10 protein-coding genes are annotated in these 14,272 nt (G+C 63.9%); 4 read left to right on the top strand and 6 right to left on the bottom strand.

Features of this window, described 5'->3' with window-relative positions; translation table 11 throughout:
• Nucleotides 1-371: 371 nt before the first annotated feature.
• Entirely contained in the window at nucleotides 372-2,105 is a 1,734-nt protein-coding gene (locus tag FXB40_RS38810; protein WP_187437442.1) for a putative bifunctional diguanylate cyclase/phosphodiesterase, read from the bottom strand.
• 230 nt (nucleotides 2,106-2,335) lie between these two features.
• The gene (locus tag FXB40_RS38805; protein ID WP_148777536.1) at nucleotides 2,336-3,301 is read right to left on the bottom strand and encodes a sensor histidine kinase; all 966 of its coding nucleotides are present in this window, start codon (nucleotides 3,299-3,301) and stop codon (nucleotides 2,336-2,338) included.
• Between the two features lie 194 nt (nucleotides 3,302-3,495).
• Here FXB40_RS38805 and FXB40_RS38800 point away from each other — a divergent pair, with 194 nt between their 5' ends.
• The gene (locus FXB40_RS38800; RefSeq protein ID WP_148777535.1) at nucleotides 3,496-4,335 is read left to right on the top strand and encodes an SDR family NAD(P)-dependent oxidoreductase; all 840 of its coding nucleotides are present in this window, start codon (nucleotides 3,496-3,498) and stop codon (nucleotides 4,333-4,335) included.
• 126 nt (nucleotides 4,336-4,461) lie between these two features.
• On the opposite strand, the gene FXB40_RS38795 is transcribed toward FXB40_RS38800, so the two are convergent.
• From FXB40_RS38795 to sthA, 3 genes are all read right to left on the bottom strand, one after another.
• Nucleotides 4,462-5,838 carry a cytochrome P450 gene (locus FXB40_RS38795; protein ID WP_148777534.1) on the bottom strand — a complete coding sequence of 459 codons (1,377 nt, stop codon included), beginning with the start codon at nucleotides 5,836-5,838 and terminating at the stop codon, nucleotides 4,462-4,464.
• Nucleotides 5,839-5,978: 140 nt separating this feature from the next.
• Nucleotides 5,979-7,214, bottom strand: a complete 1,236-nt coding sequence (locus FXB40_RS38790; protein WP_148777533.1) for an LLM class flavin-dependent oxidoreductase — start codon at nucleotides 7,212-7,214, stop codon at nucleotides 5,979-5,981.
• A gap of 277 nt (nucleotides 7,215-7,491) precedes the next feature.
• Complete coding sequence (gene sthA / locus FXB40_RS38785) at nucleotides 7,492-8,883, bottom strand: Si-specific NAD(P)(+) transhydrogenase (protein ID WP_148777532.1); 1,392 nt, start codon at nucleotides 8,881-8,883, stop codon at nucleotides 7,492-7,494.
• Between the two features lie 165 nt (nucleotides 8,884-9,048).
• Here sthA and FXB40_RS38780 point away from each other — a divergent pair, with 165 nt between their 5' ends.
• Nucleotides 9,049-10,455 carry an MFS transporter gene (locus tag FXB40_RS38780; RefSeq protein WP_148777610.1) on the top strand — a complete coding sequence of 469 codons (1,407 nt, stop codon included), beginning with the start codon at nucleotides 9,049-9,051 and terminating at the stop codon, nucleotides 10,453-10,455.
• 141 nt (nucleotides 10,456-10,596) lie between these two features.
• Entirely contained in the window at nucleotides 10,597-11,766 is a 1,170-nt protein-coding gene (locus FXB40_RS38775; RefSeq protein ID WP_148777531.1) for an extracellular catalytic domain type 1 short-chain-length polyhydroxyalkanoate depolymerase, read from the top strand.
• A 12-nt stretch (nucleotides 11,767-11,778) separates the two neighbouring features.
• Here FXB40_RS38775 and FXB40_RS38770 read toward each other — a convergent pair whose 3' ends face one another.
• The gene (locus FXB40_RS38770) at nucleotides 11,779-12,450 is read right to left on the bottom strand and encodes an MBL fold metallo-hydrolase (protein WP_148777530.1); all 672 of its coding nucleotides are present in this window, start codon (nucleotides 12,448-12,450) and stop codon (nucleotides 11,779-11,781) included.
• Nucleotides 12,451-12,636: 186 nt separating this feature from the next.
• On the opposite strand from FXB40_RS38770, the gene FXB40_RS38765 reads away from it, so the two are divergent.
• Nucleotides 12,637-14,238, top strand: coding sequence for an alpha-amylase family glycosyl hydrolase (locus FXB40_RS38765; protein ID WP_148777609.1), 1,602 nt, complete (start codon nucleotides 12,637-12,639; stop codon nucleotides 14,236-14,238).
• Nucleotides 14,239-14,272: the final 34 nt, after the last annotated feature.

Genomic DNA, 14,272 nt, shown 5'->3' with positions numbered 1-14,272 from the left:
CATTGCAATTCCACCTTCCGGCGGTGCTTGCGACGAGCTTGTGTGACACTGCCTTGACGCGCCCGCAACGGATTGCGGCTGCCGAAGAAATCGGCAGGCACAAGCGTTGATGTCACCCTTGGATCGGGTCGCTCTGGCTTTGCAAATTAAAGGTGAAGGCGCGAGCCCCCACCGCCGATACCTGCTCGCCCGCGATTTATCTCCCGTCACCCAGAGGTGCCGGAGCGTAGCGTAGGCCTCGAAGGGCGACGGGCCCGGCAGACAGCTCGGCCGTTCATCCTTCGAGGCTCTGCCCACGATGCTTCGCATCGCGGGCCTCGCACCTCAGGATGACGGAACGATCAGCTGACGCGTGATCGAGGAAGACGCCCCTACCGCCGATACCCGCTCGCCCGCGAATAGCCCTGGCGGTTCTGCTGCATCGGGCGGGCGGAGACGCTGGCGCGGGATTCGCTCGAGGCAGGCGTGGCGAGCTTCAGCTCCTCCAGGAAGATCGGGCGGGCGAAATAATAGCCCTGCGCGTAGCGGATCTTGGTCGCGGCCTGGAGGTAGGCGAGCTCCTCGTAGGATTCGAGGCCTTCGGCGATCACCGTCATGCCCAGCGCTTCGCTCAAGGATTCGATCGCGCGCAAGATGCCCTGGCTGCGCGGGCGCTTATGGATGTCGGTGATGAAGGAGCGGTCGATCTTGATCTCGTCGGCGGTGATGTCGGCGAGCGCCGACAGCGACGAATAGCCGGTGCCGAAATCGTCGATCGAGATGCCGACGCCGAGCTTGCGGAACATCGGCAGGATTTCCGACTGGAAATGACTCTCGGCGACGAAGGCGTCTTCCGTCACCTCGATCATGAAGCGCTGGGGAAAGCCGGTGTCGTCAAGCGCCTGCGCAAAGCTGCGCATGAACTCTGGCTTGCCGGCCTGCTTGGCGGCGACGTTGATGCTGATGGAGGCTTCCGCACCGAACGTGTCGTTGATCAGGTCGATCGACTTGACGATCTCGGCCAGCACGAGATGGGTCAGCTCGTCGATCAGCCCGAGCTCGCTTGCGAGGTTGATGAATGAGCCCGGCGCCTGGATCACGCCCTCGTCGTCGCGCAGGCGCACCAGCGCCTCGATGCCCGTCACGGCCTGGGTGCGGATATCAACCTTGGACTGGAAGGCGCAGCAGAAGCGCTTTTCGAGAATCGCGAGCCGCAGCGACTGCTCGATCTTCATCCGCGCCAGTGCCTCGCGCTCCATGCCGGCATCGAAGAAGGCGGCGGACCCCTTGCCGTTGTTCTTGATGCGGTACATCGCGATGTCGGCGTTCTGGCGTAGCGTCTCGAAGCTGCGGCCATGATCGGGATAGAGGCTGACGCCGACGGAGGTCGAGGCGAAGACTTCCGAATTGTCGATGAAGAACGGCGCGGTCAGCCGCTCCAGCATCGATTGCATGAATTCGGCGACCTCTTCCTGGCTCCGGATCGGCGAGAGCAGCAGCAGGAATTCGTCGCCGGAGATGCGCGACAGCATGTCGGATTCGCGCAGGTCGCGGCCGAGCCGCTTCGACAGCTCGACCAGCAGCGCGTCGCCGACGGTGTGGCCGTAATAGTCGTTGATGTGCTTGAAATTGTCGACGTCGAGAAAGGCGAGTGCAAAACGCTCACCGCGATCGCCTGCGAGCAGGCTGTTGGCGCGATGCTCGATCACACGCCGCGAGGGCAGCCCGGTCAGCTCGTCGAAATAGGCCGAGCGAAACAGCTGGTCCTCGAAATTCTTCTGCTCGGTGATATCGGCCGAGGCCGAGATCAAGAGCTCGCGGCCGGCGAGCTGGACCGGCCGATGGGTCGTCAGCAGCACCTGGCGTGCGGCGCCGTCCTGGAGCGCTTCTTCGGAGGTGACGGGGTGTCCGGCCCTCAGCGCGCGCTCGCAGGCTTCGCGGCGCTGCGCGAGGTCGGGCGATGGGCAGCTGCCATCCATGCCGAGCTGGGCGGCCGCGACATCGTTAACCAGGAGAAGCTTGCCTTGCGCGTCCTGCACGGTCAGGCCGGCAGGCAGCATTCTAACGATTTCCTTGAGAAATCCGAGTTCAGCTTCACTCGCGCCGTTATGTGCATTGTCGTTCATAGAATTCATGAATCTTGTTGTTTCAGCGCGCCTTTGCAATGCACGCGATCATGCGCAGTTCCCTCTTAGGTTTGGTTAAGGGGTCCGCAGAAATACGGGGGTGTTTTGGGAGAAACTTGTGGCGTCGCGAGGCGCGCCGCCGATCGTCATTAACAGAAAGTCAACGGCGCTTGCGAAAGCGTGAGCGCGGCGCGCGATCCGGTTTCGCTTTTGCTGCGGCTATTCGCCGATCACTCGCTCTTGGGAATGCGACATTGCATGATGCAATGCAGCCCGGTCTTCAAATACGAAACCTCGGTCTTGCCGTCGAAGGCGGATAACGCCGACTTCAGCAGCTTGGTGCCGAAACCGGGCTCCGAGACCTTGTCGACGCTCGGTCCTCCGGTTTCGTCCCACGTGACGGTCAGGCGATCGTCGCTCACGGTCCATGACACCTGCAGCAATCCGCGCGGTGAGGAAAACGCGCCGTATTTGCCGGCGTTGGTGGCGAGTTCGTGAAACATCAGTGACAGCGTCACCGCAAGCTTCGGCGGCAGGAACAGCCGGTCGCCGTTGAGTGTAAAGCGGACATGGCCGTAAGGGCCGAGCTCGGAGATCAGGAGATCGCGGATGTCGCAGCCCGCTTTATCGATCCGCGAGATCAAATCGTCGGTCGCGGCCAGCGAGCGCAGCCGCGGGTCGATGCGGGCCCAGACCTGCGGTTGGTCATGCAGCACCTGGTGCAGCACGGCGTGCACGGTCGACAGCTTGTTCTTCAGCCGGTGCTGGAGCTCGTCGACCAGGACCTTGCGATAGTCTTCTTCCTCGATCAGGCGCTTGGAGATCCGGCGCTGCTCCGCCAGCATCGTGCGATAATGCTCGACACCCCAGATGGTCAGCGCGGAGACGCCCCAATAGAGCGTGAGCAGGGCGAACCGCGCGCGATCGGCAAAGGCATCGCCGAAATTGACGACGACACCGAGTACGCCGCCGATCAGCGCCGTCACGACGCCGATCCGCAAGCCTCCGAAGGCGGCAGCAAAGAACACCGCCGGAAAGTACGGCGTGAAGTAGACGTCGGGCCGCACATGCGCGAGCCCCCATCGCGCCAGGGTCGCGACCAGCACGCAGGCCACCGCGAACGCAATGCTCAGGCTGAGCGATGGCGGTGCCACGCCCTGCCAGCCTTTGCGGAATTCGTCGATCAGCTTCCCCATGCGCAGCCCGGTTGCGATAGACGTCCGAAAATCGAGAGACGGGCCATGATGTTACGCATCTCGCATGCGCAAGCAAAGCTTGCCTTGTCGGGACCCGGCAGGAATAGTGATTGTTGCGGCGCCGATTGTCGTCGTGACGTCATCGATCGGTGTCCGCCATTTGGCTTCAAATCATTCGAAATCGGGGAAATTCCATGGGCAGGCTTGACGGCAAGGTTGCGGTGATCACGGGTGCGACGAGCGGGATCGGATTGCGTACCGCGGAAGTCTTCGTTGCCGAAGGTGCCAAAATTGTGATCGCGGGCCGCCGTATACCGGAAGGCGAGGCGCTGGCGAAGCAGCTCGGCGCTTCCTGCGTTTTCCGCCAGACGGATGTGACTGTCGAAGCGCAGATGCAGGCACTGATTGCGCTCGCGGTGGAAAAATTCGGCCGGATCGACTGCCTCTTCAACAATGCCGGCGGCCCGGCGCAGACCGGCGGCATCGAAGGCCTCGAGGTCGAGCGCTTCGATGCGGCGATGGCGACCCTGGTGCGCAGTGTCATGCTCGGCATGAAGCACGCTGCGCCCTACATGAAGAAGCTGGGATCGGGCAGCATCATCAACAATGGCAGCATTGCAGGCCGTCTTGCCGGCTTCTCCTCCTCGGTCGCGTATGGTGCGGCCAAGGCAGCGGTGATCCATCTCACCAAATGCGTGGCGATGGAGCTCGGCGAGTCCAATGTGCGCGTCAATTCGATCTCGCCCGGCGCGATCGCAACCGGCATCTTTGGCAAGGCGCTGGGGCTCTCGACGGAAGACGCCGAGAAGACGCCGGCGGTGATGCGCAATGTCTATAAGACCGCACAGCCGATTCCGCGCGCCGGCATCCCCGACGACATCGCCCACGCCGCAGTATTTTTGGCGAGCGACGAATCCAGCTTCATCAACGGCCACGACCTCGTCATCGACGGCGCCATCACCGGCGGCCGCAACTGGAGCCAGCAGCAGCAGGGCTATGTCGCCCTGCGCAAGGCGTTCGATGGGGGGGCGTAGCGGCGAGAGACGGTGCCGTAGGGTGGGCAAAGGCGCGCTCTTCGCGCGCCGTGCCCACCAACGATGTTCAAATGTGGAGAGACATGGTGGGCACGCTTCGCTTTGCCCACCCTACGAGAGCGGTGCTCAAACCGCCTTCACCCTGACCTTCAACCCATCCTTCGGCTTCGGGATCGGCCACATCTGCCAGTCCGGCTTGTAGCCGGGCTCCAGCGACACCTCGATGTTCTGCAGGAAGTGCCGGGCAAAACATTTCGCCTGCATGTAAGCGAAGTGCAGGCCGAGGCACATATGCGCGCCGCCGCCGAACGGCACCCAGGCGAAGCGGTGGCGGTTGCGCTGGGCCTCCTCGGTGAAGCGCAGGGGATCGAAGCGATCGGGTTCCGGCCAGATGTCCTTCATGTGGTGTGTAAAGAGCGGATTGACGCCGACTGCCGTGCCGGCGGGGATCGTATAGCCCTTGAAGGTGAAATCGCGCATCGCGCGGCGCGGCATCGAGGGCACCGGCGGCTTGATCCGCAGCGCTTCCTTGAACGCCATCTCCGTCAACGGCATCTTTTCGAGATCGTCGAAGCTGCTCGGCGCGCCCGGCGCGAGCCCGAGCGCGAGAACTTCCGCGCGCAGCCTGCTCTGCCAGTCCGGATTGGCGGCGAGCTCGCCGATGAAGGACGTCAGCGACGAGGTCAGCGTGTCGTGCGCCGCCATCATCAGGAAGCTCATGTGGTCGATGATGTCCTGGTCGGACAGGAGCGCGCCATCCTCATGGGTGGCTCGGCAGAGGTGCGAGAACAGATCATCGCCGCCGTGATTGCCGCGGCGGAGCGGGATCTGCTCGCGGAAATAGGCGATGATGCGTTTGCGTCCCCTCACGCCGGCCGCCATCTGCGTGCCGGGCAGGGGACGGCGGATCGGGGCGACCGCAGCGGCGACCATGTCGACGAAGGCGCGGTTGATCTCGTCGACCTCGGGCCCGATGTCTGCGCCGAGGAACGACGCTGCGGCAAGATCCAGCGTGAGCTGTTTCATCGCCGGATAGAGCTGCATCTCGCCGGGCTTGGCCTTCCACCGCGCGACGCGCGCCGAAATGCCGCGGTCGAGATCGCTGAGATAGGATTTCATCGGTCCTGACTTGAACGCGACCGAGAGCGCCCTGCGATGCAGCCGGTGCTCGTCGAAATCCAGCAGCATCAATCCGCGCGGAAACAGCAAGCCGAGCACCTTGCTCCAGCCATGGGTCGACGAAAACAGCTTTTGCTGGTCGAACAGCACGAGCTCATTCGCTTCAGGTCCGAGCAGCACGATGTTGGTCTCGCCGAAAATGTGGGTGCGATAGACGAGCCCGTACTTGTCGCCGTTCCTCTCGATATGCCCCTTGGGGTCGGCGAGCACCTTGAAGGTCATGCCGACGATCGGCCAGCCTTCGTCGCCCGGGATGTGCGTCAGCTGATTGCGCTTGGGCGCGGTGTACTCAAGCTCAGACGAGGCCACATTCTGCATCGACATGACGAATGCTCCGGTTGGCTGACCGACAGGAATCGCGCGACCGCGGCAACAATACGGCCTGCGTCAGGCTGACCGTCATCAGCATAGCACAGGTCGGGATGTCCTGCTTGTGAACGTCGTTACAAGCGTAGCCCTGAGCCCTACCGCTTGGCCGCTTCCTTCTGCAAATCCGGCGCGTTGACGGCGGGAATGGCGACGCGGCCGGGGCCGGTCACCTTCAGCGCCTCTGCAGCTTTCTCGTTCTGCATGATCTTGGCCATCACGGCCTGACCGGCGCGCTCGAAGATCGCGCGGTTCTCGATCACGAATTTTTGCGACTTGCGCAGGCCATCGACGTAGCCGTTGATCTCCGGCACGACGTAGCGTGCGACCATGTCCCAGCTCCGGCGCGTGGCTTCCGGATTGGCCCAGTCGTGCACGAAGCCGATGACGGCGCCGACGCCGCCGGACACGTCCATCACGTTCTTGATGGTTTTGACGAGATCGTCGGGCGTGCCGATGGTCGAGGCCGCGCCCTCGACGAAGGCGGTCTTGTCCACGGCCTCATCGGGCGAGGAGAATGCCGTGAGGCCCGGCCGCTGCAGCGTGCCGACATTATATTCGTTGTGCCAGCGCATCAGCCCGGCACCGGCTTCCTTGCGCGCCTGCTCGCGGCTCTCGGCGATGTGGAAGCTCAGCAGCACGCGCCAGTCGGCGCGGCTGACCGTGGTGCCGTGCTTCTTGGCGGCATCCTCGGCGAACTGCCATTGCTGTTGCAGCGACATCAGGCCCTGCGTCGTCATCGAACCCAGCGAGATGATGCCGATGCCGTATTTGCCGGCGAGTGTCATGCCCGACGGCGAGATCTGCGACGCCACCACGAACGGCATCTCCTCCTGCAGCGGCAGGATCTGCAGCGCGGCGTCGTTCATGGTGAACCAGTCGCTCTTGGCGGTGACGCGCTCGCCGTTGAAGAGACGGCGGATAACGCCGATCGCCTCGTCCTGACGGTCGCGCTGCGTCATCGGGTCGATGCCGAGCGTGTGCGCGTCGGAAGCCAGCGCGCCGGGGCCGGAGCCGAAGATGGCGCGGCCGCCGGTCATGTGGTCGAGCTGCACCATGCGCTGGGCCACGTTGAAGGGATGGTGATAGGGCAGCGACACCACGCCGGTGCCGAGCTTGATCCGCTTGGTGCGCTCACCGGCCGCAGCCAGAAACATCTCGGGCGAGGCGATCATCTCCCAGCCGGAGGAATGATGCTCGCCACACCAGAACTCGTCGTAACCGAGCGCATCGAGCTGCTCGACCAGGTCGAGATCGCGCCGGAACTGAAGCATCGGATGCTCCCCGATCGGGTGATGCGGGGCAAGAAAGGCTCCAAACTTCAGGCGCGCCATGGCGTTCTCTCCGGCTGTTATTTTCTATTTGTTAGGTAGGCGGAGGCTACGTGCCCGATGCCACGAACGCAATCACGCGATGTCCCGCGCAGCGGAATGCAGGCATGCGTTAAGACGCTGCCGCGACGTACTCGGCCTGCATGGTTCGAGACGCCCGCGTTGCGGGCTCCTCACCATGAGGGTCTAAGACCTCGCTGCGAAACGAGACCTCATCCTGAGGAGGCGCGTAGCACCGTCTCGAAGGATGGCCGCAAAGGGATTGCTCGCTAAGCTCCCGCTACCGCGTCATCCTGTTCCACGCGTCCAGCCCGGCGATCTTGTAGGCCTCGGCCAGCGTCGGATAGTTGAACGTGTTCTGGATGAAGTAGTCGATCGTGCCTTTGAGGTTCAGCACGGCCTGGCCGATATGGATCAGCTCGGTGGCGCCTTCGCCCAGGATGTGCACGCCGAGCAGGCGGCGGGTCTTGGTCGAGAAGATCATCTTCATCATCCCGCTGTTCAGCCCCATGATGTGGCCGCGCGAGGTCTCGCGGAAGCGCGCGATGCCGACCTCGTAGGGAATGCCGCGCGTGCGCACCTCTTCCTCTGTCAGGCCCGTGGTCGAGATCTCCGGCACCGAATAGATGCCGTAGGGGAAGAATTCCGGCGGCGCCATCGGCTCCATGCCGAGCGCATGGCAGGCGGCGACGCGGCCCTGCTCCATCGAGGTCGAGGCGAGGCTCGGAAAGCCGATCACGTCGCCGGCCGCGTAGATATGCGGCACGCTGGTCTGCAAGGTCACGGGATCAACCTTAATGCGCCCGCGATGGTCGACAACGATGCCGGCGGCTTCGAGATTGAGCCGGTCGGTGGCGCCGACGCGGCCGGCCGCGAACAGCAGCATTTCTGTGGTGACGTGCCGTCCATCGGAGAGGTTGGTGACGATGCTGCCTTGCGCGGTTTTCTCGATCGAGTTGACCTTGGAGCCGAGCCGCAGCGCGACATTGCGATCGCGCAATTCGTGCATGAACTCATCGATCAATTCCTTGTCGATGAAGTCGAGGAAGGTCGGCCGCGGCTCGATCAGCGTCACCGGCACATCGAGTGCGCTGAAGATGGTGGCGTATTCGACGCCGATCACGCCGGCGCCGATGACGGCCAGGCTGCGCGGCAGCTTTGGCAGCTCGATGATCTCGTCGCTGTCGAGCACGGTGGCGCCGTCGAACGGCACGTAGTCGGGACGGAACGGACGCGTGCCGCAGGCGATCAGGATGAAGGCGGCGGATACAGTCTTGGTCTCACCGATCGCGCTCGTGATCTCGACCTCGTGCGGCGAGACCAGGCGCGCCTCGCCATTGGCGGTGCGCACCAGATTGCGGCTGAACTGATGCTCGAGCACCTCGACCTCATGGTCGAGGGTCTTCTGTAGCCGGGTCATCAGATCGCTCGCCGCGATGTCGTGCTTGACCCGGTAGGAGCGGCCGTAGAAGCCGCGTTCGCGCCAGCCGGAGAGATTGAGCACGGTCTCGCGCAGCGTTTTCGAGGGGATCGTGCCGGTGTGAACCGAGACGCCGCCGACCCGCCGGCCCTTCTCCACCACCAGCACGGCCTTGCCGAGCTTGGCACATTGCACCGCGGCCCGGCGCCCCGACGGGCCCGAGCCGATCACCACCATGTCGTAGTCGTACATCGGATTTGCTTCCAAAGGATTTGCCTTCAAAGCCTTGCAAAATCAGCGGGAACCGACATGCAGCAATCGGGCCACAGCGGCAAGTCCTACCTCTGAGGTAATCGCAGAGGTGATGCTGATCTGCGAGCATCGGGCGCAAATAAATCCCCGAAAGCTCGCTTGAAGATGCATCAAACCGTCACAAAGCCTGTCGATTCGACCCGCCGCTGGTGGGTGCTGGCGATCGTCGTCGCTGCACAGTTCATGTTCGGCGTCGACGCCTTCATCGTGAATGTCGCGATTCCCACCATCGCGGTCGATCTGACACCGGCACAGATCGAATCCGTCATTGCGATCTATCTGATCGCCTATGCGACGCTGGTCGTCACAGGCGGTCGCCTCGGCGACATTCATGGCACCAAGAATGTCTTCCTCGCCGGCGTGCTCGGCTTCACGGCGACGTCGCTGTGGTGTGGCCTCGCGCAATCCGGCGCGGAGCTGATTATCGCCCGGCTGGCGCAGGGCGCCACCGCGACGCTGATGGTGCCGCAGGTGCTGGCGACGCTGCATCTGCTGTTCACCGACGAGTCGCGCGGCCGCGCCTTCGGCATCTACGGCATCGTGCTCGGGCTTGCGGGGGCCGCCGGCTTCCTGCTCGGGGGCCTCCTGGTGACACTCGATCTCGCCGGCACCGGCTGGCGTTCGGTGTTCTTCGTCAACGTACCCTGCGGAATAGTCATCGCCGCTGCCGCGTGGCGTATCATGCCGTCGGTGCCGCGCCGGGCTGGCACCAGGCTCGACATCAAGGGCAGCCTGGTGCTGTTTGCGGGATTGCTGTGCCTGATCGGCCCGCTGCTGTTTGGTCACGATGTCGGCTGGGCGCCGTGGCTGTGGGCGGTGATGGCGATCGGTGGCGTGATCTTGTTCGCATTTCCAAGGCTCGAGCATGCGGTCGCGAGCGCTGGCGGCATGCCGCTGATTGATCTGACGCTGCTGGCGGACGCCGCTTTCCTGCGCGGGCTCGGTGCGGCCTTCTTTTTCTTCGTCGCCAATCTCTCGTTCTACCTGGTGATGACGCTGTTCATGCAGCGCGGGCTGAGGATCCCGCCGCTCGCCGCCGGCCTCGCCTTCGTTCCGCTCGCGCTCGCGTTCGTGGTGGCCTCGCGCCACAGCGGCGCGCGGGCAAAGCATCGCGGCACCAAAGTGTTGATCGAGGGCTGCGCGTTGCAGATCGCCGGCCTCGCCGCGCTCGCGCTTCTGGCCGGCTCTGTCGATGCGCCGAGCCCGATCGCGCTTGCGCTCATCATGCTCATCTTCGGCTACGGCCAGGGCATGGTGATGGCGCCGCTCTCCGGCGCGGTGCTCTCGACCGTCAAACCCGTTGCGGCAGGCGCTGCGTCGGGCATGTACGGCACCACAGCACAGATCGGAAATGCGGCCGGAGTGGCCGCAATCGGCGCGGCGTTCTTCGCAATCGAATCGTTGCAATCAGCGCGCGCAGGTTTTCTTGTTTCGCTTGCGCTGTTTGCGGCGTTAATCATGATCTGCGCCGCATTCCTGACGTGGATGCGCCGCGCATCTGCACGAAGTTGAGGCACTGCGGTTAATACGTGCGGAAATCTGCGGGATTTTGCGTGATTCCCGGCATGTCGACAGCACACGGTCTTTTCATTTTGCACTGCAGCAACTATCTGGTCTGGGTAAACGTTGAAAGCCGCCCACCAGGAATTTGCCGTGTCATTAGCCCGTAATGTCGACCTCTTGAGACATCTGCCAAGGATGGATGGTCTGCGCTTGCCCGATTTTGGCGCGAGCACTGACGCCTCCAGTCCGCTGGAGGAAGTCACTGGCTTCGGCGACAATCCCGGCAATCTTCGCATGTTCGCGTTCGTGCCGGCGCAATTGCAGAAGCCGCGCGCGCTCGTCGTCGTGCTGCACGGCTGCGGCCAGACCGCCGCTGGCTACGATCTCGGCGCGGGCTGGTCGACGCTCGCGCGTCACTATGGCTTTGCGCTGGTGATGCCCGAGCAGCAGCGCATCAACAACGGCAACACCTGCTTCAACTGGTTCAATCCCGAAGACACCGCGCGCGACGGCGGCGAGGCGCGTTCGATCCGCGAGATGGTCGCGCATATGGTCGGGACGCACCGGATCGATCCCAGGCGTGTCTTCATCACCGGTCTGTCCGCCGGCGGCGGCATGACCTCGGTGATGCTCGCGACCTATCCGGACGTGTTTTCCGCCGGTGCGATCATCGCAGGCCTTCCCTACGGCATCGCGTCGAATCTGCGCGAGGCGCTGGATGGCATGTTTCATTCCCCGGCGCGGCCCGAGCGCGAGCTCGGCGATTTCGTGCGGCGGGCTTCGAACCATCGCGGGCCGTGGCCGAAGGTGTCGGTGTGGCACGGCAGCGTGGATCGCACCGTCAATCCCGGCAATGCCAACGAGATCGTCAAGCAATGGCTCGATCTGCACGACCTGCCGATGACGCCGATGGCCGAGATCAATGTCGACGGCTATCCGCGCCAGGCCTGGTGGAACAAGGATGGCGAGACGCTGGTCGAATCCTATGCCATCACCGGCATGGCCCACGGCACGCCGCTGGGGCTTGCCGACAACGACCAGCGCTACGGTGTCGAAGGCGCGTTCCTGATCGAGGCCGGCATTTCGTCGTCCTATCACATCGCGAAGTTCTTCGGTCTGACCGGATGGATTCCGGATGCGGCCAGGAAGAAGGCGGAGGCGAAGCCAGTGCCGGCGCGCTCGCCGGCCCCGCATCTCGCCCGCTCGATCCGCGCCGCGGTTGCAGAAGAGCAGGCCGAGCCGAAGCGCGAGCAGTCCCGCGGCATCGATCTCGGCCAGATCATCACGCGCGCGCTGACGGCCGCGGGATTGATGAAGTAGTCCGCGCCGCCGCTACATCTCGCCGGTGATGAACGGATTGGTCATCCGCTCCTGGCCGATGCTCGAGCCGGCACCGTGGCCGCAGATAAAACCGACATCGTCGCCGAGCGGGAGCAGCTTTGTCATGATCGAGTTGATCAGCGTCGCGTGACTGCCGCCGGGCAGATCGGTGCGCCCGACCGAGCCCGCGAACAGCACGTCGCCGACATGGGCAAACCGCAGATCCTTGTTGAAGAACACCACGCTGCCCGGCGAGTGGCCGGGGCAGTGCAGGATGTCGAAGGTCAGGCCGCCGATCGACACGGTGTCGCCTTCGTCGAGCCAGCGATCCGGTTCGAAATTGCGCCCGCCGGTCATGCCGAAGCGCGCGCCGCTCTCGACCACGCTGTCGAGCAGATATTTGTCCGCGGCATGCGGGCCCTCGATCGGCACCTTCAGCGCATCGCGCAACTCGGCCGCGCCGCCGACATGGTCGATATGGCCGTGGGTCAGCCAGATTTTCTCGACGGTCACGCCGGTCTGCTTGATCGCGTCCAAAATCTTCGGCACGTCGCCGCCGGGATCGATCACCACGGCCTTCTTGCCGGGCTCGTCCCAGATGATGGTGCAGTTCTGCTCGAACAGCGTCACGGGGACGATGATCGCTCCGGCCTTGGCCTGTTGGGTGTCGCTTTGCTCGGTCATGGCGCGACAATGCCGATTTTTGCTGCGCCGCCAAGCAAAATAGTCGTGGTCCGGCGGCGGAACGGCCGCGCCCGCCGTCACACGGCCGTCCCAATTAGCTTGCTGGTTTGAACCGGGACGTTGCTTCCGCGTTCTCTCGCGCAAGGACAATTGTTGAGACACAGATTTCCGGATGGGTTTTCCGACATGGCTCAGGGCGGCGAGAACTGGTGGCGCGACGGCATCTTCTATCAGATTTATCCGCGCTCCTTTCAGGACAGTGACGGCGACGGCGTCGGCGATCTCGCCGGCATTTTGCGGCGGCTGCCCTACGTGAAATCGCTCGGCGTCGACGCGATCTGGCTGTCGCCGATCTTCCCCTCGCCAATGGCCGATTTTGGCTATGACATCTCCGACTATACCGGCATCGATCCGCTGTTCGGCACGATGGCGGATTTCGATGCGCTGCTCGCGGCCGCGCATGACAATGGCTTGAGGCTGATCCTCGACCTCGTGCCGAACCACACCTCGGACCAGCATCCCTGGTTCGTCGAGAGCCGCTCCTCGCGCGATAATCCCAAGCGCGATTGGTACATCTGGCGCGATCCCGCCCCCGATGGCGGCGTGCCGAACAACTGGCTGTCCGAATTCGGCGGCAGCGCATGGCAGGTCGACGCCGCGACAGGTCAATATTACTACCACGCCTTCCTGGCCCAGCAGCCCGACCTCAACTGGCGCAATCCGGAGGTCCGCGCCGCGATCTACGACGTGATGCGGTTCTGGCTGGAGAAGGGCGTCGACGGCTTTCGCGTCGACGTGATCTGGCACCTGATCAAGGATGCCGGGTTTCGCGACAATCCGCCCAACCCGCATTATGTCGAAGGCCGCCCGCCCAACGAAAAGATCCTCACCCAATACTCCACCGACCAGGCGGAGGTGTTTGACGTCATCGCCGAGATGCGGCGTGTCACCGATGCCTTTGGCGCGCGCGTGCTGATCGGCGAGGTCTATCTGCCGCTGCATCGCCTCATGGCCTATTACGGCAATGACCTCACCGGCGCGCAGATGCCGTTCAATTTCGCGTTGCTCTCGACCTTCTGGAGCGCGCGCTCGATCGAGAAGATCATCGACGACTATGAGAAGGCGCTGCCCACGGGCGCGTGGCCGAACTGGGTGCTCGGCAATCACGATCGCCCGCGCGTCGCCAGCCGCGTCGGCCCCGAGCAGGCCCGTGTCGCCGCCATGCTGCTGCTGACCTTGCGCGGCACGCCCACGCTCTATTACGGCGACGAGATCGGCATGCATCAGCTCGCGATCGCGCCTGAGGATGTGCGCGATCCCTTCGAGAAGAACGTGCCCGGCATCGGGGTAGGGCGCGACGGCTGCCGCACGCCGATGCAGTGGGATTCGTCGAACTATTCCGGCTTCTCGGAAGCGAGGCCGTGGCTGCCGCTGCCGGAAGATCATATAAGCGAGAACGTCGTCAATCTCGACGCCGACACGCGCTCGATCCTGAGCCTCTACAAGCGCCTGATCGCGTTGCGCAGCACCTGCCCGCCGCTGGTCGCCGGCGACTATCATCCGATCGCCGCGCAAGGCGATTTGCTGGTCTATCGTCGCGAGGCCGAAGGCAGGGCGCTCATCGTCGTGCTCAATCTCGGGCCTGAGCCGATTGCGGTCACCACGAGCTCTATTCGTTTCGGCAGCGAGGTTTTGCTCTCGACATTCCTGGATCGCGAGGGCGAGCGCCTGGAAGGCGTGCTGGATCTGCGGGGCAATGAGGGCGTGATCGTCGCGCCGCCCTCGTAGCGGTCGATTTCACCGGGGCAACGGTGGAGCGGAT

This window comes from Bradyrhizobium rifense, assembly GCF_008123425.1.
In the GTDB taxonomy this organism is placed as follows: domain Bacteria; phylum Pseudomonadota; class Alphaproteobacteria; order Rhizobiales; family Xanthobacteraceae; genus Bradyrhizobium; species Bradyrhizobium rifense.
The sequence above is the reverse complement of the archived record's forward strand: the minus strand, read 5'-3'. Positions and strand labels throughout refer to the sequence as shown.